Origin of the sequence: Prevotella sp. PTAC, from assembly GCF_013166535.1 — a bacterium.
Taxonomy (GTDB): Bacteria; Bacteroidota; Bacteroidia; order Bacteroidales; family Bacteroidaceae; genus Prevotella.
Genome location: NZ_JABKKK010000005.1, coordinates 112039 through 137563 on the forward strand (window position 1 = coordinate 112039; position 25525 = coordinate 137563).

At 45.3% G+C, this 25525-nt stretch carries 18 protein-coding genes and 1 other RNA gene; 2 read left to right on the plus strand and 17 right to left on the minus strand.

Annotated features, from left to right (window positions below; translation table 11 throughout):
• The first annotated feature begins 68 nt into the window (after positions 1-68).
• Positions 69-469, plus strand: a transfer-messenger RNA (tmRNA) gene (gene ssrA, locus HPS53_RS04985).
• Between the two features lie 168 nt (positions 470-637).
• Here ssrA and HPS53_RS04990 read toward each other — a convergent pair.
• The 4 genes from HPS53_RS04990 to rho form a co-directional block, all read right to left on the minus strand.
• On the minus strand, positions 638-1879 hold the full coding sequence (locus HPS53_RS04990) for a M64 family metallopeptidase (protein WP_104369038.1): 1242 nt from the start codon (positions 1877-1879) through the stop codon (positions 638-640).
• Positions 1876-2253 carry a 2-amino-4-hydroxy-6-hydroxymethyldihydropteridine diphosphokinase gene (locus HPS53_RS04995; RefSeq protein ID WP_104369039.1) on the minus strand — a complete coding sequence of 126 codons (378 nt, stop codon included), beginning with the start codon at positions 2251-2253 and terminating at the stop codon, positions 1876-1878. The genes HPS53_RS04990 and HPS53_RS04995 overlap by 4 nt, the downstream gene beginning before the upstream one ends.
• A complete protein-coding gene (locus HPS53_RS05000) occupies positions 2253-3854 on the minus strand; it encodes a GH25 family lysozyme (protein ID WP_253942818.1) in 1602 nt (533 codons plus the stop codon). The genes HPS53_RS04995 and HPS53_RS05000 overlap by 1 nt, the downstream gene beginning before the upstream one ends.
• A 115-nt stretch (positions 3855-3969) precedes the next feature.
• Positions 3970-5928, minus strand: coding sequence for a transcription termination factor Rho (gene rho, locus HPS53_RS05005; protein ID WP_172204779.1), 1959 nt, complete (start codon positions 5926-5928; stop codon positions 3970-3972).
• A gap of 954 nt (positions 5929-6882) precedes the next feature.
• Here rho and pyk point away from each other — a divergent pair.
• On the plus strand, positions 6883-8334 hold the full coding sequence (pyk, locus tag HPS53_RS05010; protein ID WP_104369041.1) for a pyruvate kinase: 1452 nt from the start codon (positions 6883-6885) through the stop codon (positions 8332-8334).
• Between the two features lie 120 nt (positions 8335-8454).
• Here the strand turns inward: pyk and HPS53_RS05015 are convergent, their stop codons facing one another.
• From HPS53_RS05015 to HPS53_RS05075, 13 genes are all read right to left on the minus strand, one after another.
• Entirely contained in the window at positions 8455-8898 is a 444-nt protein-coding gene (locus tag HPS53_RS05015) for an RpiB/LacA/LacB family sugar-phosphate isomerase (RefSeq protein ID WP_172204781.1), read from the minus strand.
• Positions 8899-8963: 65 nt separating this feature from the next.
• Positions 8964-10979 carry a transketolase gene (locus HPS53_RS05020; protein ID WP_172204783.1) on the minus strand — a complete coding sequence of 672 codons (2016 nt, stop codon included), beginning with the start codon at positions 10977-10979 and terminating at the stop codon, positions 8964-8966.
• A gap of 56 nt (positions 10980-11035) precedes the next feature.
• Positions 11036-12604 (minus strand): alpha-N-arabinofuranosidase, encoded by a 1569-nt coding sequence (locus tag HPS53_RS05025; RefSeq protein ID WP_172204785.1) that lies wholly within the window; start codon positions 12602-12604, stop codon positions 11036-11038.
• 5 nt (positions 12605-12609) lie between these two features.
• The gene (locus HPS53_RS05030; RefSeq protein ID WP_172204787.1) at positions 12610-14208 is read right to left on the minus strand and encodes a xylulokinase; all 1599 of its coding nucleotides are present in this window, start codon (positions 14206-14208) and stop codon (positions 12610-12612) included.
• 131 nt (positions 14209-14339) lie between these two features.
• A complete protein-coding gene (gene araA, locus HPS53_RS05035; protein WP_172204789.1) occupies positions 14340-15881 on the minus strand; it encodes an L-arabinose isomerase in 1542 nt (513 codons plus the stop codon).
• Positions 15882-15908: 27 nt separating this feature from the next.
• A complete protein-coding gene (locus HPS53_RS05040; RefSeq protein ID WP_104369047.1) occupies positions 15909-16613 on the minus strand; it encodes an L-ribulose-5-phosphate 4-epimerase in 705 nt (234 codons plus the stop codon).
• Between the two features lie 21 nt (positions 16614-16634).
• Positions 16635-17312 (minus strand): NUDIX domain-containing protein, encoded by a 678-nt coding sequence (locus HPS53_RS05045; protein WP_172204791.1) that lies wholly within the window; start codon positions 17310-17312, stop codon positions 16635-16637.
• 59 nt (positions 17313-17371) lie between these two features.
• Positions 17372-19048 (minus strand): sodium:solute symporter, encoded by a 1677-nt coding sequence (locus HPS53_RS05050; protein ID WP_172204793.1) that lies wholly within the window; start codon positions 19046-19048, stop codon positions 17372-17374.
• 34 nt (positions 19049-19082) lie between these two features.
• Positions 19083-20249 carry an aldose epimerase family protein gene (locus HPS53_RS05055; protein ID WP_172204795.1) on the minus strand — a complete coding sequence of 389 codons (1167 nt, stop codon included), beginning with the start codon at positions 20247-20249 and terminating at the stop codon, positions 19083-19085.
• Between the two features lie 286 nt (positions 20250-20535).
• Positions 20536-21696 (minus strand): galactokinase, encoded by a 1161-nt coding sequence (gene galK / locus HPS53_RS05060; RefSeq protein ID WP_104369051.1) that lies wholly within the window; start codon positions 21694-21696, stop codon positions 20536-20538.
• A gap of 36 nt (positions 21697-21732) precedes the next feature.
• The gene (gene gluP, locus HPS53_RS05065) at positions 21733-22968 is read right to left on the minus strand and encodes a glucose/galactose MFS transporter (RefSeq protein ID WP_104369052.1); all 1236 of its coding nucleotides are present in this window, start codon (positions 22966-22968) and stop codon (positions 21733-21735) included.
• A gap of 37 nt (positions 22969-23005) precedes the next feature.
• Entirely contained in the window at positions 23006-24097 is a 1092-nt protein-coding gene (locus HPS53_RS05070) for an aldose epimerase family protein (protein ID WP_172204797.1), read from the minus strand.
• A 108-nt stretch (positions 24098-24205) separates the two neighbouring features.
• A complete protein-coding gene (locus HPS53_RS05075; RefSeq protein WP_104369054.1) occupies positions 24206-25504 on the minus strand; it encodes a folylpolyglutamate synthase/dihydrofolate synthase family protein in 1299 nt (432 codons plus the stop codon).
• Positions 25505-25525: the final 21 nt, after the last annotated feature.

Genomic DNA, 25525 nt, shown 5'->3' on the forward strand with positions numbered 1-25525 from the left:
GGCCCGTCGTTTTGCATAAAATGCCTATCTTTGCAAAAGTTTCAAGCGTGAGACGCACGTAACATTTCGGGGTTGACTGGATTTGACAGCGGGTTGAGATGGTACGTAAGCATGCGGAGTGGCGGCTGTACACTCCATAATCCATTCGGTCAAAAATTTATCTGGCGAAAACAAGTATGCTCTCGCTGCCTAATCGAAGTACAGTAGATTATCGGCTTTATCCCGCTACAAGGTAGAGGGACGAGACATCGCTCAAAAGCTGTTGTTCCGAAGCTCTTTGGTAAAGCGGTGCAGTTAAATCGGGAATAGCCTCGTCGTGCCCCGTCGGCGTGGTGAAGTTTTTGGGGATAAGGTCGCGATCGGTGGTCCGGGTCTTGTCGCGACTCGAAAATCGAAGTCCGGAATAAGCATGTAGAAAGCGTATGGTTTCCCTGTTTGGACGAGGGTTCGATTCCCTCCAGCTCCACAATATGCTTGGAAATAAATCGGAAAACCAGGTGAAAATTCCGGAACCACCATGTGGCTCCGGTTTTTTGTGTGTCTTGAACCGTTTTTCCGAGAGTGTCGGTTTAGTTTTGATGTCTCGTTCGTTGTGTTGCGTACGGCTGTTTATGATGGCCGGAGGTTATATTTTCACTTATTCCGTATAGAATTTTATGAGTCTTGTCAATGCCTGTTGGCATACAAGGCAGAAATCTGGAACGTCGTTTGTACGCATTCTGCAATTCTCAAATCCTCTGAAAACTCCTTTCGGTTGATACCCGCCGCCTTCTATTAAGCCTGCTTTTTTCTCTTTTACCAGATTTTCCCATTTACCTTTAAATCCATGCTTTGTTGTAAGGTTGGGTTCCCACGGTTCCATATCCGGAAAATACATCGGGTCGTCATTGCCGTAATCGTATTCGTCGCCAAGTCCTCCGAAGCTGTGGCCGAACTCATGGACGACGACCGGTTTGAAGTGGCTTCCTTTCGTATATGACAGATTGTATGAGTTATAGATACCGCCACCTCCGTATTTTTCGGTGTTTACGAGTATGATTATATGCTCGTATGGTGTTCCGGCGAGTATGTTGTGGAGTGCTTTAATATTTAGTGTTGTGAGGTATCTGTCTGAATAGAACGTGTTGAAGTGCGAATGCAGGGCTGTGTTTTTCCATATATTTTTGCCCGGTTCGCTCGCTCCGCTGTCCTTGGATGGAGACATGACCGCCGTTACATGAAACCTGTTACGCATGGCTTTAAACGGTTCGTGGGCGAATAACGCGTCTGTGGCAGACTTTGCGTCGCTTATGAAAGCATCCATTTCTTCTTTCTTGTAGCCTTCCGCCACATACGATATGTGTATACATTTCGATGTGTCGGCAGCTGTTTGCAGGGTGATGTACGGCGTTATGTCTTGCTCGCCGAGGTGTCTGATCAGAATATCTTCCGGACAAACGCTGTGTGTCATCGTAGCGGTGATATTGCCGTGATAGTCATGTAATTCCACGGTTATATCGGCATCGTGCCTCGGATATGGCACAAGGAAAACATTTTGGAATGATTTTTGTGTCTGTTTCGCTTCTTTTGTGGCAAGCCATTCTTGGAATAGGGTGGAGAAAGAGTGTCTGTATATTGTCCGTTGGCTCTTTCTGTCTCTCACAGTGATCACTCCGTTGCCTTTCAATGGCAGTTCCGCAAGTCTGTCTCGCCTGCCATACCATCGTGGTATCACGTTGAGCTCGTCCACATATATTGCCTGGTGGCTTGTGTCTCCGGCAAATATATAGTCCAGTCGCAAGGTGTTGTCCGTGAAGTAATCATCGAACCCTTGCGCCTTGGTTGCCGTGCAGGCAGACAGCAACAAGGCAGTAAAGATCAGTTTGGATAGCCTTTTCATATTTCTTTAATTAATGTTTTTATGTATTCCCGTTCCCAGTCTGCCGGATGTTCTTTTCGTTTGTCGTATTTAAGAATGTCTATGTCTATTTTCACTATGTGCTTTTTCTTGTCATCGTGGTTTCTTCCGCATTTTTTCTCGATATTCTTTATGGCGGAATAAAGGTCTTCCAATTCAAGGGCGCAACTGCCCGAAACAATCATGTTCATGAACATATCGCACGTCATGTCTATCGGAGTGGTCCATAGCCTTCGGCTTTGTCTCATTCCGGTTATGATGTCTCCAAGCATGCATACAGCCTTGTCCATGTTGGGTTTATGGTCGGTGTTGGTACCCAGTGCAATGATGACTTCGTGCATTTCCTGTTCCGTCATTACTTGATACGCTCTGTTTTGATGAATGAATCGAAGCTGTCTTCATAGCCGTTGAATACGTTTATATCCACGTCCCCATGTATTCCGTTGACTCTTCCGTCAGGACTTAGTTGCCAGTATATCAGTTTGATGTCGGGCTTATATTCTCCATATCTAGCAATCCATATATTATAGTCTTTTTTAATGTCGGGAGCCGCATTCAGATATTTGTTCACGAAGTTCTGGCTTACATACAGTACAGGCTTCACGCCTGTGTGTTGCCTCACAATTCTCATCCATGTACGTATGGCATTGAACAAAGCTGTCTCTCCTCCCATCTTTACGATTTGTTTATGTGTCGGTTCCACGTCGAGTACGGGCGGCAGGTCGCCTTTTTTGAAAAACGAGTTTCTTATGAAATATCTTGCTTGTGCCGTTGCGCTTGTCTTGGTTGAGAAGAAGTGATATGCGCCACAGTGAAAGCCGTGTTTTCTTGCCTGTTTGTAGTCGGCGGCATAGTAGCGGTTGCGTATTGATATTCCTTCGGTAGACTTGATGTAAACGAAAGATACGGGATAATTTACCACACCGCTGACGTTTTTCTTGCTTAGCCGTCCAAGGTCGGTTATCCTCAGCCTGTTCCAGTATATCGGATAATACTTGCGGCCTTTTCCGTGTTGATACCGTGAAATGTCAATACCATATATTCGTTCGGAAGTATAGCTTATGCGCTCTCCTTTATAAACGCCGTTCATCCATTCGCCGGCTTTCATGTGGCTGCGTCCCAATTCAAAACCGAACCCGTTTCGTAAGCCGCCTACCCATCTTCCTTCATAATACGTGCCGTCGGCTGCGGCAAAACTTCCGTGTCCTTCCGCTTCTTTTTCCTTGTTGAAATGTCCGTGGTATGTTCCTTTCCCGTCTGTTCTGCGTCCCTCCACTATTGTGTCGGCATTCCATGTGCCGCATATCAGGTTGCCTTTTCCGTCATGCGATATTCCTTTTCCTTCGCGTTTGGTGCGCAGCCATGTGCCGTAACGCCATATACCGCCGTCGGTCTCTACGAATATTCCGGAGTATGGTTTGCGCCCGGTGTCTTCGTATGATACTTTTCTTGATATTTCGAGTCTCGTACTGTCGGTTATTACGCTGAGCGTGTTGATTATTTTGCCCACTGCGATGCTTTCTTCCGACAGTTTATCGTAGTGTTTCGCAATCATGTCGAATCCTTCATCCCTCACGTTGTGTCTCTTGATGAAGTAGTCCATCTCGGCTTCTTTTTCGGTCAGTTCGATTTGCCGGTCCTTCAGGAACGCCTTATACCGTTTGACAATGCTGTGCAAGTCTTTCTCACTCACTGTGATTTTACTGCCGTATCTGATGTTGTCCGGCTTTATGTCGGCGTCACGTAATATGGAATCTTTTGTGATGTCCCTGAAAAATAATATGCTTTTTCCGTTTGCTTTAAGTATATTGTAAGACATTGTCTCGACTATTGCAGGCTTATGTCTTGTTTCGGATGGATGCCGGAACATGAGCACCACGGCTGCTGTCATCAATGTGATGGCGGCCATGCTGCATCCGAAAGCTGTTTTTTTCTTTATCAGAATATAGTCTTTCATCTGTTGATGAGTATAGAATGAAAAACCTGCGCAGTCTCCTTTTGCATGTTCATGGAGAGTGCGCAGTTTTTCAGTATGTTTTTATATATGTCTTTTTGGGGAAGACATACGTTTCCTATCCGTTCATGGACATGAGGAACTCTTCGTTGTTTCTTGCTTGCACGAGCCTGTCGCGTACGGTGTTCATGGCCTCTATCGGGTTCATCTCGCTGATGAACTTTCGTATGATCCACATTCTGTTCAGTGTGGTCGGGTCTTGCAGCAGATCGTCGCGGCGTGTGCTTGACTGCACAAGGTTTACTGCCGGGAATATGCGTTTGTTGCTCAGTGAGCGTTCGAGCAGTAATTCCATGTTGCCGGTACCCTTGAACTCCTCAAAGATGACCTCGTCCATCTTCGAGCCAGTGTCTATCAATGCGGTGGCGATGATGGTCAGCGAGCCTCCGTTCTCTATGTTACGGGCTGCTCCGAAAAATCTTTTCGGCTTTTGCAGGGCGTTTGCGTCAACACCGCCGGTGAGTACTTTTCCGCTTGCCGGACTCACTGTGTTGTATGCCCGTGCGAGGCGTGTGATGGAGTCGAGGAATATCACTACGTCGTGTCCGCACTCAACCATCCGCTTTGCCTTTTCAAGCACTATGCCGGCTATTTTCACATGGCGGTCGGCCGGCTCGTCGAATGTGGAAGCTATGACCTCGGCGTTCACCGTGCGGCTCATGTCTGTCACTTCCTCCGGGCGTTCGTCGATGAGCAGCATCATCAGATATGCCTCCGGATGATTTGCCGCGATGGCATTGGCGATGTCTTTCATGAGTATGGTCTTACCAGTTTTCGGCTGTGCCACAATCAGTGCTCTCTGTCCTTTGCCTATCGGAGAGAAAAGGTCCACTATGCGTACGCTTGGGTTGCTTGTCTCCTTGTCGCCGCACAGAGAGAATTTCTCTTCGGGGAAGAGCGGGGTTAGGTGTTCGAAAGACACACGGTCGCGTACCTCGTTCGGGTCGCGTCCGTTAATGGCGTTGATGTTGCTCAGTGCAAAATACTTTTCGTTGTCGTGTGGCGGACGCACAGTGCAGTCGACCACGTCTCCTGTTTTCAGGCCGTATTTCTTTATCTGCTGCGGTGATACATATATGTCGTCTGGTGATGACAGATAGTTGTAGTCGCTTGAACGCAAGAAACCGTAACCGTCGGAGAGTACTTCCAGAACGCCGTTTCCGGATATGATGTCTGAGAAATCGAATGTTGGTTTCTGCTGGATGGCAGGCATCGTGTTGTGTATCGGCTCAATCTCCTGTTGGGGCACGGTGGGTCTGTCGAACATGTCGAGCGTGGGCATCGCTCCCTGGTCTTCGATGGGAATGTCTACTACGGTGATGAAGTCGGTACCGTCTCCCGGGTCTCCTTCCCATACGGCAGCGGCGGTATCGTTTTTTTCTTCGTCCTGATTATGCTTTGACAGCTTTTCCTGTAATTGTTCCAGAAGTCCGATGTTGTCGTTGTTGTTTGTCTCATCATCGGAAAATTCGGCTTCGGGAACAGCCGCTTCCGTGTAGTTGTCGTCGTCAGTGGTTTCTGCGGCTTGTTCGATAACGGGTTCTTCCTCGTTTTTCTCGGTCTGTTCGCTTTCTGCGGCGGTTTCTTCCTGTTCGTATTTTGGCTTGCGTCCTCTGCGTTTCGGAGTGGTTTTCTCCTGTGGCTCTGTTTTTTCTGTGCTTGCCGTCTCCTCGGCTATGCTCTCTGCCGTTGTTTCCGTGTCGTTGCTGACAGGGAGTTCACCGAACAGTGATGCCGGTTTCTCTGTTGTCTTGCCGTGCCTGTTCTTGACATCAAAGTTTTCACCTTCCTTGCCGTTAACGGTATAGACTTTATTTGTGTCTTTTTTCACTATTCTTGTTCTTTTTCTTTTGGGAGCCGTGGCAGCGTTTGCGGCGGTTTCTTCCGCGGCTTTGTCTAAAATGGAATAGACCACGGTCTCATGTTCGTCATTGGGCGAAACTTTTACGCCCAATTGGTCTGCGATACCCATCAACTGTGGAATATCCATAGATTCTAATTCTTCTTTTGTATACATACTATGATGCTATAAGTATATTACCGGATATGTAAATTCGAGGTAAAAACGTTTCGCGGATGGAAACGCTATTTTCTAAAACGGTGCAAATTTACGGTTTTTTTTTGAAACCGCCAAATAAAAGACGGTATAAATAATGTACAATACCGATATTCGTGTTTATGTATTTTGCGGCACGTGCGGTGGAGTTCTGTTGCCTTTTCATTTTTATGTGGATGTATATATGGAAGTGTATCGTGCTGATGTTTGCGTTATATTGATTTAATGTGTATATTTGTTTCCGATTTTATATAAAAAGGAGGTGATGATTATGATATTTATTTACAAAATTGCATGTGGCAGAGAAGTTTTTATGCTGTTTTTTAGTACCGTGAATTTTGATATTTGTGTTTTGGAAAATTAAAAAAAGGTTGATGTGACACATTTATATGTTATTTGCATAAAGCCGCCCTTGACATAAGCATGCTGTTATAATGCCGTCAAGGTTATGCCGGAAAGGAAGAGGATGTGTGTGGTTGTTTGTAATAATGTTATTTTTTTGTGATAACGAGGCTCTTGTTGCTCTGCAACGGGAGCCTCGTTGCTTTATAATGGGATACTCGTTGCATTGCGTTTAGTATCTAAATGGAATGTAACGGGTATCCCGTTGCGTAGAGAGTGGAGACAGAGCCTGCCTTGTCGGATTTTCTGTCATTTTTCGATGCAATATGTGTTGTTTTTTTATCGTTTTTGAATAAAACATTAATATAGGAAATATTGCGGGTTTTATGAATTTTATTTACAAAACAAGGCCGTTGCGACAAGTTGTCGTCTGTGGCCTGCGTATGGTTTTCGGGACGTTTGCCGCATATTTTCCGTATTTTTTGTATTTATCATACAGCCTGAAAATTTTGTAGTATCGAATAAATGATGTAACTTTGCCTTTTAAAAAAGAAAATAACGAGACGTAAGAAAATGAAACAGACAAAGATTGTAGCTTCCATCAGTGACAGACGGTGTGATGTCGATTTTATTCGCCAGCTTTTTGACGCAGGAGTGAATGTGATAAGAATGAATACCGCCCACGCCACTCCGGATGGAATAAGGATGATAATCAGAAACACAAGGAGTGTGTCTCGCCACATCGGAATATTGATAGATACGAAAGGTCCTGAAATCAGGACTACGGGATGTGACAATCCCATTGAATACAAGACGGGAGACGTGGTGAAGATATTCGGCAGGCCTGATGTGGACACAGAGCATGATATAATTAATCTGTCGTATGTCAATTTCGTTGATGATGTCCAGATTGGAAATCATATACTTTTCGATGATGGGGCGCTTGATATGGAAATTATCGGTATCAACGGTCCGGCCGTCATCGCACAGGTCAAGAATGACGGCACGCTCGGTTCGCATAAGAGTGTGAATGTGCCTGGTGTGCATATCGATCTGCCCGCACTCACTGAGAAGGACAAGGCAAACATCAACCTTGCCATCGACGAGGATATAGACTTCATTGCCCATTCGTTTGTGCGCAGTGCGGCGGACGTGAAGGCAGTGCAGGATATACTCGACGAGCGTGGAAGCGACATAAAGATAATCTCGAAGATAGAAAATCAGGAAGGTGTAGACAATATCGATGAGATTATAGAGGCGTCGTATGGTATAATGATAGCCCGTGGCGACCTCGGAATAGAGGTCCCGATAGAGCGTATACCGGGTATACAGCGCAAGATCGTGCGCAAGTGCATGCTTGCCAAGAAACCGGTGATTGTGGCTACACAGATGCTGCACACCATGATAAACAATCCGCGCCCCACACGTGCGGAGGTGACAGATATTGCCAATGCAATATATTACCGTACTGATGCCCTGATGCTTAGCGGTGAGACCGCGAGCGGCAAGTATCCGGTGGAGGCGGTGAAAACGATGGCCGCCATTGCCGAACAGGCGGAGAAGGACAGGGCTTACAATATGGAATATGACATTCCGATAACCGAGAACACCGATATCGCAGAGTTTCTGTCGAGAAGCGCCATCGAGGCGACTGAGCGTCTGGGCGTTAAAGGTATCATAACAGACAGCAAGACAGGATATACAGCCCGTAATCTTGCCGCTTTCCGCGGTCCGAACCCCGTGTTGGCAATATGCTACAAAGAGAAGACCCAACGGTGGCTGGCGCTGAGTTACGGAGTCATTCCTGTTGCGCAGCATGAGCAGATAGGCCCGGAGGAGCAGTTTCTCGCAGCATTGCGAATGCTTCGCCAGAAAGGCTACCTGAGCATGGAAGACAAGGTCGCGCACCTGAGCGGAAGTTTTCATGAGGGAGGAGGAACCACATTCCTTGAAATAAATAGGGTAGGCGAGGTATTTGAGCGTTCGTATACGTTCCACATGCCAGAGGCTAAAAAAAACGCATAAATTCTTTTTTTTGAGATACTGAGAATATAAAAAATAATGGCAGAGAACGATTGTTCTCTGCCATTATTTTTATATATCATCCCTCAAACCATCGGCGGGTGAGGGTAGTGCCGAGTAGTTTTATTTGTCTATCGGCATCTTGTCTATTCTCTTTTGGTGTCTTCCGCCCTCAAAAGTGGTCTTGAAAAATTCATCCATGATTTTTTCGGCAGTATTGTTGTCCACAAACCGTCCAGGCATCACTAATACGTTGGCATCGTTGTGCTGGCGTATGAGATGGGCAATCTCTGGTATCCATGCCAATCCGGCACGTACTCCCTTGTGCTTGTTGAGAGTCATGCTTATTCCTTCGCCGCTTCCGCATATTCCGATACCGGGGTATACCTCGCCGCTTTCGATGCCTTCGGCCAGCGCATGCCCGAAGTCGCTGTAGTCACAACTCATGTCACTGTAAGTGCCATAATCCTTATAATCGTATCCATGGTTTTCAAGATACTGAATGACGAATTTCTTTAAGGCAAACCCTGCGTGGTCGCAGGCTATTCCGATTCTTTTTATTTCCATATCCGTTGAATTTGAGTTTGGAAAAAATGTCATGGACACCACTGGTGTCCATGACCTGATTATTTTTATGCAAGCATTTCTTTTACTTGCTTGTAAACGTTCTCACCGGTATATCCGAGTTTCTCGTCGAGCACTTTGTATGGAGCCGAAAAACCGAAGCTCTGCATACCGAACACACGGCCGTTTGCACCTACAAGGCCTTCGAGTGTGACTGGCAGGCCGGCTGTCATGCCGAAGATCTTTGAACCGGTGGGGAGTATACTTTCCTGATACTCCTTGCTTTGGTTGCGGAACAGTCCCTCTGAGGGTACGCTCACGATGCGGATTTTCACGCCGTCTTTGCGCAACAGCTCGGCACCGGCGACAAGTGTGGATACTTCCGAACCGCTGGCGAGCAGTATGACATCGAAGTCTTCGTCTGAACCGGCCACGATGTAAGCACCCTTGCGGGCCTGCTCATAATCCGTGCCGGCAGGAAGTTTGGTAATGTTCTGACGGGATAGTACAAGGGCGGTCGGGGTTTCCATGTTTTCCATGGCCATCGCCCAGCATACGGTTGTCTCGTCGGCATCGGCCGGGCGGAATACACGCACGCTGTCTTTACCGTGGTGGTTTTTCAATTTCTCCATCAATCGGATTTGTGCTTCTTGCTCAACCGGCTCATGTGTAGGTCCGTCTTCGCCGACACGGAAAGCGTCGTGAGTCCAGATAAACTTGATGGGCACTTCCATCAAGGCAGCCATGCGTACGGCAGGTTTCATGTAGTCGGAGAAAACGAAGAATGTACCGCATGCGGGAATGACACCGCCATGGAGATACATGCCGATACACATGCAAGCCATGGTCAATTCGCTGACACCGGCCTGGAAGAATGCGCCTTCGAAACTGTCGGCTTGGAGTGATGTCGTTTTCTTCAGGAAACCGTCTGTCTTGTCAGAGTTGGACAGGTCGGCGGAAGCGCAAATCATGTTGGGTACCTGCTCGGCAAGCACGCCGAGGCATGCCGCGCTGGCCGCACGTGTGGCAGAGTTCTCTTTCTGTATGAGAGCGCTCCAATCCACTTTCGGAGCATTTCCGCTGAACCACTCTTTCAACAAAGCGGCTTTCTCGGGGTTGGCTTTGGTCCATTCGGCCTCGGCGGCATGGCGCTCGGCAACGATCTTCTTCAATTCCTCTTTGCGGTCTGCATAGAGTTTTTCCACTTCTGGGAAGATTACAAACGGGTTTGTGGGGTCTCCGCCGAGATTATTTATGGTGTTGACGTATGCGTCTCCGCCGAGTGGAGCACCGTGTGTTCCGATATTATGCTCGAAGCTCGAGCCGTCAGCTTTGAGAGCACCTTTGCCCATTACTGTCTTTCCGATAATCAAAGTAGGGCGCTTCTCTTCCTTTTGAGCGGCTTGTAGCGCTTTGCGGATTTCATCGGGATCATTGCCGTTTATGTTGATGACATTCCACCCCCACGCCTTATATTTGGCTTCAGTGTCTTCCTGCATCACGACATTGCACTCGGTTGAAAGCTGTATGTCGTTGCTATCGTAGAACATGATAAGGTTGTTGAGGCCGAGTATTCCGGCGATGCGGCCTGTTCCCTGTGAGATTTCCTCCTCTATGCCGCCATCGGAGATATAGGCATATATCTTATGGTTGACTACTTCTTTGCCAAGACGGGCTTCGAGGAACTTCTCTGCGATGGCCGCTCCGGCTCCGAATGTGTGGCCCTGACCAAGCGGTCCGCTGGTATTCTCGATGCCACGCTCGATATCACGTTCGGGGTGACCGGGGGTGGGAGAGCCCCACTGGCGGAATTCTTTTAGTTCTTCGAGCGTGAACTTGCCTTGCAGTGCCAATGCAGAATAAAGCATCGGAGACATGTGGCCGGGGTCGAGGAAGAAGCGGTCACGTCCTTCCCATGAAGGATTTTCGGGATCATAAACCAAAAATTCAGAGAAAAGCACATTGATGAAGTCCGCGCCTCCCATGGCTCCGCCGGGATGGCCGGAATTGGCTTTCTCTACCATTGATGCCGCAAGTATGCGGATATTGTCCGCAGCCTTGATCATTAGATTCTTGTCGTTCATATTCTTTTATTATAAAATTGTTTTTGATAATGTTTTTATTTATCGTATTGAAGATTTTATTTCACGTTTAATACAACGATTGACTTGGCGGGAATCTCAGCCGTAATGATATTCTTCTTCAGTTTTGCTTTTTTGAACTCCATCGGTTTTATGACATCAGGGTGCTCAAAGTCATTATAGTCTGTGACATTTTTTGACGTGAGTATGCGGCCTGTGATGTTCTTTGCGGCAAATCCTTTCAGGTCTATCGAAATAGTCTGATCCTTGTCGAGACTGATGTTAGACAAGGAGATGATAAGCGAACCGTCGGTTTGTTTTGCGGCTGAAGTATTGAGAACGGGTATCTTACGGCCGTCTTTTGCGTGTTGGTCTCCACGGACAGCGATACTGTCGCATGTAATATCCATAGGCAGGTATGTGGCTTCCTGAAATCCTTTGTACATGTCGAACACATGATATGTAGGTGTGAGAACCATGTGGCCTGTGCCTTTTTGGTCAGTGAGTATCATTGACTGTAATACGTTTACGATTTGTGCGATGTTGGCCATGCGCACACGATCGGTATGACGATGGAATACATTGAGCGATAGTGCTGCCACGAAAGCATCCCTCAGGGCGTTTTGCTGATACAGGTGCCCGGCTATCGTTCCCGGTTCTTCGTCCCACCATGTTCCCCATTCGTCAACGAGGAGACCTATTTTTTTTTGCGGGTCTTTGGCGTCCATGAGTTTTGAATGTTTTATTATCACGTCCTCAATGCCGAGGCATTTGCCCATTGTCCAATAGTAATCATCGTCATTAAACTTTGTAGCCGACCCTTTGCTGCCGCTCCATCCAGTTACGGTATAGTAGTGCAGGGATACTCCGTCCATGCGGTTACCGATGTTGTTCATCAGCACCTTGGTCCAGGTATAATCGTAATCACTCGCGCCACTGGCAATCTTGTAGAGTTTATTTCCATCATAATTACGGCAATAGACCGAATAGCGGCGATACAAATCGGCATAATACTCCGGACGCATGTTGCCGCCGCATCCCCAGCTCTCGTTGCCGACACCGAGGAATTTTACTTTCCATGCTTTGTCCCTGCCGTTTTTACGACGTAATTTTGCCATTGGTGTATCACCGTCGCTTGTCATATATTCAACCCATTTGGCAAGTTCCTCCACGGTTCCGCTTCCGACATTTCCGCTTATGTAAGGCTCGCAACCGAGCATTTCGCACAAGTTAAGGAATTCATGGGTGCCGAATGAGTTGTCTTCGATGGTTCCGCCCCAATTGTTATTCTGCATTTTCGGACGGTTCTCTTTCGGACCGATTCCATCCATCCAATGGTATTCATCGGCGAAACATCCGCCCGGCCAGCGTAATACTGGTACTTGCAGGTTTTTGAGGGCATCGAAAACATCTTTACGATAACCGTTGATGTTCGGGATTACGGAGTTTTCACCGACCCAGAGTCCTCCGTATATACATGAGCCGAGGTGCTCGGCAAACTGACCGTATATCTCTTTATGTATTTTCTGACTCCCTTGTTTGATGTCGATGGTGGCTTTGGCGTCTTCCGCGGACATTGTCAAAGTACAGCCCAGCATTATGGCTGTTGTTATAAATACTTTTCTCATATATGTTATTTCTTGACGTTTACGGCCGCTTCTTCAATTGCCAGACAATTCCGATAATTCTCTATATATTTGTTGAAACCTGCCACTTCTTCTTCAGTTGGAGAAATTTCAACTCCAGATTCGCCGGTGAACACCTTGTATTCCAAAAAGTCGGCGAGTGAAAGTTGGCTGTTATTGTTTACAAGATACGATGCAAGCAGTGCTATACCCCATGCTCCTCCTTCTCCGGCGGTTTCCATGACAGAGATTGGAGAGTTGATGGCTGCGGCAAGTATTCGTTGCCCTACGCCTTTGGTCTTGAACAGACCGCCATGTCCTGTTATCCTGTCAACTTTGACTTGCTCGTCCTTAAAGAGGATGTCATTGCCTATTTTGAGTACACAAATGGAGGCATATAAGTGAGAGCGCATGAAGTTGGCAAGGTTGAACTTGTCGTTTGCCGAGCGGACAAACAACGGCCTGCCTTCCGAAAGGCCTGTTACAGGCTCACCGGAGAAATAGTTGTATGCGATAAGACCTCCGCAGTCAGTGTCGCCTTTTAACGCGTTGTTGTACAGTTTGCCGTATATCTCATTCATATCTACCGGAATACCGAGCAGTTCCTGGTATTCTTTGAAAATGTTGACCCATGCGTTCAAGTCGGACGTACAGTTGTTGCAATGGACCATTGCTACTGGGCTGCCATCAGGCGTGGTGACCATGTCTATCATCTCGTATGGCTTGGATAAGTCTTTTTCCAATACGATCATGGAGAACGAGGAGGTTCCGGCCGAGACATTACCTGTGCGGACTTTTACCGCATTTGTGGCAACCATTCCCGTTCCAGCGTCTCCTTCTGGCGGGCAGACGGGAATGCCGGCTTTCAAATGGCCGGAGATATCAAGACGTTTTGCTCCTTCTTCCGTCAGGAAACCGGCATTTTCTCCGGCAAGTAAAATCTCCGGCAGGATATCCGTAAGTTTCCAGGCATATCCTTTATCGGCAATGAGGCTGTTGAATTTGGCAGTCATATCGGCCGAGTAGTTTTTCGTTTCAGGATCAATCGGGAGCATGCCGGAGGCGTCTCCGATGCCTAATACTTTTTTGCCCGTTATCTGCCAGTGGATATATCCGGCAAGGGTAGTGATGAAGTCAATGTCTCTGACGTGTTCTTCCTTATCCAAGATAGCCTGGTACAGATGGGATATACTCCATCTGAGAGGGATGTTGTATACGAAAAGTTCGGATAATTCGGCAGCGGCCTTGGCTGTATTGGTGTTTCTCCATGTCCTGAAAGGCACGAGAATTTCCTGTTTTTTGTTGAAAGGCATATAACCGTGCATCATGGCACTTATTCCAATGGCCCCAAGTAGCTCTATCTCCGTATCATAGAGTTTCTTCACGTTGGATCGAAGGTCTGCGTAGCAATTTTGCAAACCGTTCCAAATGGCTTCTATGCTGTAGGTCCACAGACCGTCGATCAACTGATTTTCCCACTCATGGCTTCCTTGGGCTATAGGGTTGTTGTTTTGATCTATGAGTACAGCTTTGATTCTTGTGGAGCCAAACTCTATTCCAAGGATCGCTTTGCCGCTGTCTATGGTGGATTTCGCTTCTGAATTCATTATGTATGTATTAATAGTTTCTTGTGGTTAATAAAGATTTAAACATTAAGAGTCAAGATGTAAGGAATATTTTGTTGCCGTGGCAAGGGAAATGTATATTCTTATATCTTAACTCTTAATATTTATTATAATCAGCTCAATGCTTTGTTAAGCATGTAATAAACCTCATTGAACCGCAGTTCTTTGCGGAAATTGTCGACAGTGGTATCGTTGTTAATGAAAAGGCATTCTATTCCGGCTATCTCAGCATAGTCTTGCCAGTACTCATCTGTCAGATCATAAGAGAAACAGCTATGGTGTGTTCCGCCGGCATATATCCAGCATCCGGCACCTACCTCAAAGTTTGGTTGGGGAATCCATAATGCCGATGCGACAGGAAGTTTGGGCAGTGGTTTGGGCTCAATGCAATCAACATCATTCACTATCAGACGGAAGCGGTTTCCCATGTCGACAACCGTAGCGGTTACGCCTTTTCCAACCTTTGATGTGAACACAAGGCGTGCCGTTTTGCTCTTACGGATGCCGATGCCGAGGAAATGGACTTCGAGTCTTGGTCTTGAAGCTGCGATGAGAGGACATACTTCAAGCATGTGCGATTGAAGTATGGAACTTTGATCGCCATTGAAGTTTAGCGTATAGTCTTCGAGGAATGAACATCCGCCTTGCAGTCCTTGGTTCATGACCCATACACTGCGGTATAATGCAGCGGATTTCCAGTCGCCTTCCGCACCGAAGCCATAGCCCTCGGCCATAAGGCGCTGTGAAGCAAGACCTGGAATTTGATCAAAACCTTTTCCTGTCTCATTAACATTAATGTCTCCGAGATCATCAAAGTTGGTTGTGAACCCCTTTGCTCCTTTGGCTTTCAGTATGGCACGTAATGCCAACTCGGCCTTTGCGGAGTTCCATACTTTTTGATAATCCTCTGTTGTCTTGTCTTCAAGTGATGCGTCGTGTTCATAAAGAGCGAAATACTCTGTGACAAGTGAATTTACATCTTCATCCTTGACTTCATTGAAATAGCCCATGACTTCACTGAACGGGCAGTAGTCGACATGGTAGCCTAAAACTTGTTCGGCCGCTACTTTGTCGCCATCGGTGACGGCAACATTGTTCATTTGATCTCCGAAACGAAGAATGAGCATATCCTGTGAGTCAGCCCAGGCTGCACAGACACGCTCCCATATTGCGATGTGTTCTTGTGTTTTTGCTTCTTTCCAATATCCGACCACAAGTTTTCTGCGGATGCGCATTCGTGAAATAATGTGGCCGAACTCACGGTCTCCGTGCGCACTTTGATTTAGGTTCATGAAGTCCATATCGATGTCATTCCATGGAATCTCTTCATTGAATTGTGTGTGCAGGTGGAGCAGTGGTTTATGGAGAATTTGAAGACCGTGTATCCACATCTTAGCCGGTGAGAAGGTGTGCATCCATGTTATTACACCTACACACTTCTTCTCATTATTCGCTTGTGCAAATATATCGGCAACTTCTTTTGAACTGTTTGCCGTTCCTTTGTAAATTACTTTTATAGGTAGTCTTCCTGATTCATTGAGTCCTTCTACCATCTTTTTAGAGTGGTTGTCAACTTGTAATACTGCATCTCCTCCATAAAGAAGTTGTGCACCGGTGACGAACCAAACCTCCATGTTCTCAAAAGCTTTGACCATATTATATAATATTTTAAGTTATATGATTTATTGTTTTTTCTTTTGTCCGTAATATGCATTTGGGCCATGTTTACGACTGAAATGCTTTTCTATTAATAGGGGATTCATTGTCGTGCATGGATTTACGGAATATGAGATAAATGCCATTTTGGCAACTTGTTCCATGACAACGGAATTATACACGGCATTATCTGCGTCTTTTCCCCACGAGAAAGGACCATGATTTTTCACTAACACTCCCGGAGTATGCATAGGGTTGATATTTGCAGCCTTGATTCTTTTTACTATTACGTTCCCTGTTTCCAACTCATAGTCACCCTTGACTTCTTTTTCTGTCATGTCATCGGTGCATGGAATGGAATCGTGGAAGTAATCGGCATGGGTTGTCCCTATGTTCGGTATGTCTTTGCCTGCCTGTGCCCATGCAGTGGCATAGGTGGAGTGTGTATGTACTATTCCTCCTATTTCGGTAAATTCTCTATATAAAGCAAGGTGCGTGGGTGTGTCTGATGATGGATTTAATTCTCCTTCCACGACTTCACCCGTATTTAAATCTACAACCACCATATCTGATGCTTTCATCTCATCATAGCTGACCCCGGACGGTTTAATGACAACCAATCCTTTTTCTCTGTCTATTCCAGATACATTGCCCCATGTAAAAATAACAAGATTATGTTTTACCAAATCAAGGTTGGCACGGAATACTTTTTCTTTCAGTTCTTCTAACATAAGTGATTGAATAATTATTTGTTATAGTTTAAAATTGGGATCTTCCTTATATGCTTTCTTGTTGAATCTATATAAGTATGCCCCGCGTTTTGAACTTGTTTTATCTATAAGCTCGGTTTTTTCAATAAAGTCCATTTCTTTTATGCGCTTACGGAAGTTGCGCTTGTCTACTTCCTCTCCGCATACAGCCTCATACACTTTCTGTAGTTGGGTAAGAGTGAAGAGATTGGGCAGTAAGCGAAAACTAATTGGCTCACGGGAAATTTTGTCTTTCATCATTTTGTGGGCTTTTCTTACCATCTCATTATGGTCGGAGTATAATTCCGGTAGGTCATTTATGTTTACCCAATGCACATCGTGCTGTTTTTGTTGCATGCTGTCATAGTCCGTTGTATTTATCAGCGCATAGTATACAATTGATATGACGCGTTCTCCCGGATCACGGTCAACCTGTCCGAATGCACCCACTTGTTGCATGTATAAATTTCTTAAGCCGGTAAGTCCCAATAGCACTCTATTGGCAGCCTCGTCAACACTCTCGTTGTTTCTGACAAATCCTCCATAAAGAGAATCTTTCCCTAATCCGGGTTCCATCTTGCGTTTGCCGATAAGAACTCGGAGTTCTCCCTCATTAAATCCGAAGATAATACAGTCAACAGAAACAAGAACTTTAGAATACTCGTTATAGAATTTTGTCATTTCAAAGAATTAAAGAGTGAAAAGAACGGAGGATATATTAAATCCTCCATTCTTTTTATTTACCAGAAATAGTAATAGAATGCAACAGTTATGGCTAAAATGATAGATGTGTGGATAATATCCCATTTATTCCAGCTTGCTCGTGTCTCGGCACGTTGTTCCGGAGTGGATGTTCCAAACACAAGACCACGTATCTTGTCTTCGGAAGGTGCTTCTGTCATTAGGCTGACGATAATAACAACGAGGCAGCATACGACCAGCATTACTCCACAGAAATACAGCCAGTTGAAATCATAGAACAACCATTTGAACCAGCAATCTGATGCATCAGTGTTATTGCTGTAATAAACTTTTGCTCCAAGGCGTGTGAGACCGATGACCATACCGGACAACAATCCCCACATTCCTCCTTTTGCGGAAGCGCGTTTCCATGTGATACCAAGTAGGAAGGCTGCTGCAATACCTGGGGCAAGTACCGATTGTACGTCTTGCAGGTAATTATATAGCACATCACCAACTGATTTCATGATAGGAATCCATAAAATTCCCAGAATAACGATGACAACAGTGGCCGCTTGTCCGATTTTCACCAGGGCTTTCTCTGATGTGTTGGGTTTAAAACGTTTATAGAAGTCTATGGTGAAGAGCATCGCCGAAGAATTGAAAAGTGATGCCAAAGAAGACATTAGGGCAGCAAGGATACCGCAGACAACAAGTCCTTTTACTCCTGCCGGTAACAACTTGGCTACCAATGACGGGAATGCGGCATCAGCACTGGGGAGAACATATACGCCTGTTGCAAGTTCTATTTGATTTTTTGACATTGCAAAGGCAATCATTCCGGGAATGAGGAACAGGAACACGGGGAGAAGCTTTAGATAAGCGCCAAAGATGGTTCCACGGCGCGCTTCTTTCTCATTCTTTCCAGATAGTACACGTTGTACAATGAATTGGTCTGTACACCAATACCAAAAACCGATGACTGCAGAACCGACCAATGCGCCGAGCCAAGGATAGTCTTTGTCACGAAGGTCGCGTATAAGGTCTGTCATGTGGTCGCCATATTGATTTACTTCAACGGCTTTGCATGTTTCCATCATCACATCCCAGCCTCCAAGTGCGCGAAGTCCTAAGACGAGGATGATGAGAGAGCCCAGCAATAATATAGGAGTTTGTAATACAGACGTGTAAAGGACCGATTTCATACCTCCGAGAATGGTGTATAGGGCTGTTATGATAACAAGTCCGATGGCTGCGATCCAGAAGAAGTCTATGCCCCAAAGTTCTTTGATACCGAATACCTGTTGGAACACAAGGCCACCGGCATAAACTGTTACAGCAACTTTTGTGAGCACATAGGAAATCAATGAGATTACGGAGAGTATGGTGCGGCTGGCCGCATTGTATCGTCTTTCAAGGAACTCTGGCATTGTGTAAACCATAGACCGAGTGTAGAATGGAACGAATACCCATCCGAGAATAAGGATCATCCAGCCTTGAATTTCCCAATGTGCCATTGCCATACCGGATGAAGCTCCGGCTCCGGCAAGTCCTATCAAGTGTTCGGAACCTATGTTGGAAGCAAATATGGAAGCTCCGATTGCGATCCATGTCGCGTCTTTACCTCCAAGAAAATAATCTGCCGAGTTGTTGTTTTTTTGGCTGATGACCCAGATGACAATGCCAATTAGCGCAATGCAAAAGACACCAATTACAATCCAATCTAAAAGTGCCATAATTTATGTTTTAGTTTTTTTGTTTGAACTTGAATTATTTGATAGAAAATTTATAAGCAACGTGGCTGTAATACTTTTCGCCCGGTTTCAGATAAGGGCTTGGCCAGTCTTTTTTATTCGGCGAGTCGGGGTATTTCTGACTTTCGAGACATACAGATACATGCTTGGGGTATTTAGTATTGTTCTTGCATGTAATGCCTGTGCCTTGGAAGTTACCTGTGTAGACTTGCACTCCGGGTTCGTTGGTAAACATTTCAAGGAATATTCCAGTTGAAGGAGAATAAAGGCTGGCACATACTTGAGTGTCATCGCCTTTACCGTCTTTATATGTATTTAAGCACCAGTTATGATCATATCCGGTCGCATTCTTTATCTGTTGGAAAGTGGTATCATTTATAGTTTCGCTTATAGCGTGCGGCTTACGGAAGTCCATAGGGGTGTTCTCGACCGTAGCTATTTCTCCTGTTGTCATGTATGTCTCGTCAGCCGGTGTGAAATTATCAGCGTTCACGTATAAAACCATGTCTGTTCCTTCACGGGACGGATCACCGTTAAGGTTAAAGTAAGAATGGTTTGTCATATTAATCACTGTCTCTTTGTCTGTTGTGGCTTCGAATACAATGTCTAATGTGTTGTCGCTTAACAGTGTGTATGTGGTTGTTGCATTTATTGTACCCGGGAAGCCGTTATCTCCATCCGGTGAGACGATAGTCAGTTTCAGTGTCGAGTCATTTGGATGTTCGGCATCATATACTTGATACATCCATCCGGAGTTACCGCCATGCAGGCAGTGTCCGAAGTTGTTTTGTGGTAATTGATATTCTTTTCCTTCGACAGTTATTTTGCCTTTGTTGATGCGGTTTGCATAACGTCCGACAGATGAGCCGTAGTCACTTGGTGAATTGACCGTATCTGCGTATTGGGCGATATTATCATATCCTAATACAACATCGGTCATGTTTCCGTTTTTATCAGGAACCATAATAGATACCACTCTTCCGCCGAAGTTGGTTATGCATACTTCCATCCCGTTGTTGTTTTTTATAGTAAACAAGGATGTTTTTTTGCCGTTGATGACAGAATCAAAAGCGGTAGGATTTAATCCGGATAAGGTGGTAAGCTCTTTTTGGCTCGTGGAGCAACCGGCAAGTAGCAGGGCTGCAAAGCCAAATCCCAAACAGGTCTTTTTAAGGTTTTTCATTATCAGAATGTTTTTAATAATTTTATTATAGATTATATTATTTAGGCGTAAAGTTACTATTTAAATTTTAAATCGCAACATAAAAAAGCATATTTTTTCACGCATAGTGTTTTCTTTACACTTAAAGGCGGTTTATTTAACGTACTATAACATATTTGTTGCATGATATTTATTATCAGGATACTATTAATCGTGTTGATGGATAAAGATTTGTATCTCTTGATATTCATGCAAAAAGGCACTTACAATCCTGTAAGTGCCTTTTTGCATGAATATTATGGGGTTATTAGCAGACTTTTCTTGAACCGTCACTTATGACGATGTCATATACTTTCGGAGCGTGTCCGAATTTGGCTGCAAACTTCTCTTTTGCATCGGCGATGAACTTGTCGTATAGTTCTTCTTTTACGAGGTTGATTGTACATCCTCCGAAGCCTCCTCCCATTATTCGGCTTCCGGTTACACCGTTTGCTTTTGCCAATTCATTGAGATAATCAAGCTCTTCGCATGATACTTCATATTCTTTTGATAATCCGTGATGAGTTTCGTACATTTTTTTACCTACTGTTTCATAATCTCCGGCATTGAGAGCATCGCATACGGCCAATACGCGGTCTTTTTCACCAAGCACGAACTTGGCGCGGCTGTAATCCTCTGCGCCGACCTCATCTTTGACCTCTTCAAGTTGTTCCCATGTGCAGTCCCGTAATGTTTCGAATTTTCCTTCAGGATGTTTTTCCGCAATGTGTTTAACAACGTTCTCGCAACTGTTTCTACGGTCATTATACGGTGAGCCGGCCAATTCGTGCTTGACAACAGAATCCAACAATACCAGTTTGTAGCCGACCGGATTGAACGGGAAATACTCGAATTCGCGGCTGCGGCAGTCAAGACGCATCAAACATCCTTCCTTTCCAAATACGCTTGCAAATTGGTCCATTATACCACAATTGACACCGCAATAGTTATGTTCTGTCGCTTGACCAGCCAATGCCATATCCCATTTGCTCACCTTGTTGTCTCCAAACAAATCGTTTAGGGCGAGAGCGTAGCAACTTTCCAATGCTGCGGATGAGGACATGCCAGCTCCAAGTGGCACATCGCCTGCAAATGCGGTGTTAAATCCTTTGACATCCACGCCCAGTTTTTTCATTTCCTGGACGATTCCATAAATATAACGTGCCCAACTTGCCCGTGGGCCTTTCGGATCGTCAACCTTAAACTCTACGCGGTCTTTCAGGTCAATGGCGTATGCCATTATCGTGTCTGTTCCGTTAGGACGGATTTCACACATTATACCTTTGTCTACTGCTCCGGGGAATACAAATCCTCCGTTATAGTCGGTATGCTCGCCTATCAGGTTAATACGTCCGGGTGATGTATATATATTACCCGTTTTGCCGTCAAAGTGCTTGATGAAGCGGCTTCTTACAAATTCAATATCCATAGTTTTCAGGTTTTATAAAGTTATGAATGCTTTTTCTTATTTGCTTAATCCTATTCTGCTTCCCCAGTTGCAGAACCAGAATATATATAGGTAGTAGATGAACATCATGGCGATTGCGACTCCAACCCCAAGCCCCGGGTTGTCTACTACACGTCCCATTATTAATGGCAGTGTAGCGGCTCCGACGACACCAAGATTGATTATTCCGGAAGCCGCTTTCGTGTGAGGTCCGAGTTCTTGCAACCCGAGATTGAATATGAGCGGCCACATGACAGAGTGGAAAAGGCCGGCAGCGAGCATTGTGTATACAGCGGCCATTCCGCTAAGTGCGAATGAAGCGGCTACACAAACAGCTCCAAGAATCAGGCATACCGAGAGAATCTTGCGCGGTTCGAACTTACTGAGCACTCCGGCACCCACGAAACGTCCAACCATCATGCCCCCCCAGTATAACCACAGGAAGTCTGTAGCGTTGCCAAGTGACGGGTCTGCCTTGAAATATGCTGGAAGCATGGAAGGAATACCGATCTCAACCCCCATATACATAAATATGCCTAATGCGCCGAGCCACACATGTGGATATTTGAAAACGCTGTTTTTATATTCGCGTTTCACGTCTCCGGTTTCTGCATCCTGTTCTTCTTCATTGATATTTGGTAATTTGAGGAAATAAAGAATGATGCACAATAATATTGTAAATAATCCGAGTCCTAAATAAGGATATGGTATATCGGATGGTACAGCTTCTTTTGCGTCTTTGCCGTTTAGGATGACATTGAGGATAAATATCGGTGCTACGGTGGTGGCAACAGAGTTGAGAGCCTGCGATAGGGTCATGCGGAACGCTCCTTTCTCAGGACTTCCAAGTACCATTACGTATGGGTTTGCCACGAGTTGCAGCATGACTATACCCAATGCGACAATGAACATGCAGGCCAAAAACATCCAGTATATAGATGCCGTACTGCCGTTTAAATTGCCGCTGATACAGAAATAGTTTATTACGAAACCTATGCCGACAACGGCAAGACCGAGAACCAGCGTGGCTTTATAGCCGATCTTATTCATCATGAATGCAAACGGTATCGACATTGCGTATGCGCCATAGAATGCCGAGTTAACCAATTGCCCTTGTGTCTCATTTAGGTTGAAAGCGTTTTTGCAAAACTCAATCATCGAATTGTTCATCGTTGTGACAAAACCGATGAGGAAGCATACGATAATTACGATTGTAAGAGCGAACGTATAGTTCGGTGTTTGTTTTTGATTCATTTTTTATAATGATTCTGATTGGTTATTTTAGTTAGATTTATTTCTCTATACCGAATTTGTATATTGTCTTCTGCTTGTATTGCTCGTTCGGATTGAGTATTACGGACGGGAAATAAGGATGGTTGGGGGTGTCAGGAAAATGCTGGCATTCGAAGCATATAGCGCTTCTGCGTGGGAAAGTGGCACCGTGTTGTCCGGTATATCCGTCTGCCCAGTTGTCGGTATAAACCTGTACTCCGGGTTCTGTGGTGTATACCTCCATTGTACGCCCGCTTGCCGGCTCTGTTATCTTTGCCGCATAACTTAACTCTCCTTCTTCTTCCTTGTTCAGGACGAAGCAATGATCATATCCGGCACCGTTCTTAATCTGTTCGTCATCGGCGTCAATGTCTTTTCCGACAGGTTTAGGCATTCTGAAATCGAAAGGTGTGCCCTTTACCAAACGAATTTCACCGGTAGGTATTGAAGTGTCGTCGATCGGCAGATAGTAATCGGCGTTAATCTCGCATATCAGATTGTCTATTGTCGGTGTCGGGTTTGCGATTCCGGCAAGACTGAAAAATCCGTGATGTGTCAGGTTTATGACAGTTTTCTTATTTGTTGTGGCAAGATACTCTATAATGAGTTCATTGTTGTCCGTGAATGTAAATTCCACTGTCACACGGCATTCACCGGTAAACCCTTCTTCTCCGTATGCAGATACATAGTTTAAGGCTAATGAGCGCGGCCCCATTTGTCTTGCGTCCCATACGCGGGCGTGAAAACCTGACGGGCCGCCGTGCAGGGCATTCGGGCCATTGTTGATTGCGAGTTGGTATTCCTTGGCGTTCAGTTTGAACTGTCCTCGACGGATGCGGTTCCCGTATCTGCCGATGAGAGTGGACAGGAATGGTTCGGGACTGTTGATGACATCCTGGATGTTGTCATGGCCTTGAATGACATTGGCGACGTTGCCATCTTTGTCCGGTACCATTATCGCAACGATGGCTCCTCCGTAGTTTGTTATGGCTACTTCGTATCCTTTTCTGTTTCTCAATATGTATAAGTCCGTTTTCTTACCATTTAAAGTGGTCTGAAAATCTTTGCGGTTAAGGCCGCATAAATTGGTGTTTCCCGCTGTGTTCGTCATTATTCGTTTGTTTTAAGTTATTGATTATGTATTTGCAAAGTAACCTAAAAAAAACGATAATAACGAACGAATGTTTAAAAAAAACGTAATGCTCTTAGTTAAAAACACCTAAAAACAAGTTTTCATAAAGTCTGAAATGATATAGCAACTTCCGCCTATAAAAATCAAATCTTCGGGTTGTGCTGTGGCCTTTGCTGAACTATAAGCTTCCTTTATTGTGCTGAAACATTTTCCGTTTAATCCGTATGCGGCGGCGATGCTTTTTATTTTGTTTTCGTTTAATGCTCGTTTGTTGTCAGGTTTAGTGAAGTAGTAGCGCGCACCGGCCGGCATCAGTCTTATCACTCCTTCTATATCTTTATCGTCAACCATCCCGAACACGATGTGTATATTTCCTTTTCCGGCATTGCTGAGCTGCCGGCCTATGTATTCCCAGCCTCCGGTGTTATGCCCGGCATCACATATTACGGTCGGTCTTTCTTCTATTTTTTGCCATCTTCCCGTCAGTCCGGTAAGACTGGTCACTTCCATGAATGATTTTTTTATTATATTGTTTATGTCTTTGTTTTTTATGATGTGATTTCCCGCTATTAGTTCTTTAATTGCCGTAAGGATTGTTCTTGTGTTTTTTATTTGGTAATCTCCGCTTAGTTCGCCTTCGAATTTTCCGAATGAAAGTGTGTCGTATTCAATGCGCCCGTCTGCTGTGTGTGCCGCTTTTAATATTTCGGCTGTGTCTTCTGCAAATACGGTTTTTACCCCTGTGTCCTGTGCCTTGTTTTTAAATACTTGGCGAGTGTCTTCCGTTGTCTCTCCTATGACAACCGGGACGCCTGGCTTCATTATCCCGGCTTTTTCACCTGCAATTTTTGCCAATGTGTTTCCTAAAAACTGTGTGTGGTCAAGGCTGATGTTAGTTATTACCGATAGGATGGGGGTTATGATGTTGGTACAGTCGAGCCGCCCTCCGAGTCCAACCTCAATTACGGCAATGTCAACTTGCATGTCACTGAAGTACTTGAAAGCCATTGCTGTTGTCACTTCGAAGAACGACGGGTGTAGCGGTTCGAAGAAGCCTCGTTCCTGCTCAACAAAATCTACGATATATTCTTCGCTTATCGTGATGCCGTTTATTCTTATCCTTTCCCGGAAGTCGATTATATGCGGCGAAGTGTATAATCCTACTTTGTATCCCATGTTTTGCAGTATTGCCGCTATGGTATGGGCGCACGAACCTTTTCCGTTTGTACCGGCAATGTGTATGGTTTTGTAGTTCCGGTGAGGATGCCCGAAGTGTGCGTCAAGTGTCATGGTGTTGTCGAGTCCTTCTTTGTACCCGGCTTTTCCCTGCTTCTCGAACATCGGCATCTGGTTGAATAAGTATTCGGTTGTTTCTTTGTATGTCATGGCATAATGTTAAAAAGCGGA